This is a genomic window from Pseudomonas sp. RA_35y_Pfl2_P32 (genome assembly GCF_963970735.1).
In the GTDB taxonomy this organism is placed as follows: Bacteria; Pseudomonadota; Gammaproteobacteria; order Pseudomonadales; family Pseudomonadaceae; genus Aquipseudomonas.
Window position 1 is genome coordinate 1 of sequence record NZ_CAXAQF010000156.1, and the last position, 567, is coordinate 567.

At 66.3% G+C, this 567-nt stretch carries 1 protein-coding gene; it reads right to left on the minus strand.

What is annotated here, in order from left to right; translation table 11 throughout:
- Positions 1 to 380 (minus strand): fasciclin domain-containing protein (locus AACY45_RS27615; protein WP_339548636.1); only part of this gene is annotated, 380 nt, incomplete at its 3' end.
- Between the last annotated feature and the right edge of the window lie 187 nt (positions 381 to 567).

The following is a 567-nucleotide window of genomic DNA, read 5'->3' on the forward strand; positions in this document are numbered from 1 at the left end:
TGATAGGTCAGCACCTTGGCCAGCGTGGCCTTGTTCTCAGGCTTCAGCAGCGTGTCGACCGTGCCCGGCGCGAGGCGGCTGAAGGCATCGTTCGTCGGCGCGAAGACGGTGAAGGGGCCAGGGCCCGCCAGGGTCGTGGCAAGGCCTGCAGCCTTCACTGCGGACACCAGCGTGGTGAGGTTGGGGGCAGCGGCCGCGTTCGTAGCGATCGGCTTGGTCGCATCCATTACGGCCCCGCCGACCGTCGGGTTCGGTGCGGGGGCTGCTGCCGGGGCTGCGGGCGCTGCCGGAGCGGCTGGCGCGGTCTGTGCGGTGGCGGCAGCACCGAAGGCGAGTGCGCCAGCAACGGTTGCCAGATACAGGTTGGTCTTGAACGTCATCAGTTTCTCCACTGGATCAGGGAGCCTCTGTTACAGGAGGCACCCCCAAACTACGGTCGAGCGGCCGAATAGTTTCGTCAAGCCGGTTCCGCCAACGCCGTCGCCAGCAATTGAAAGTCTTTCTCCCTCGGCGAACCGCGTCGCCAGACCAGTGCGATTTTTCGCGCCGGATTGGCGGCATCGAGCG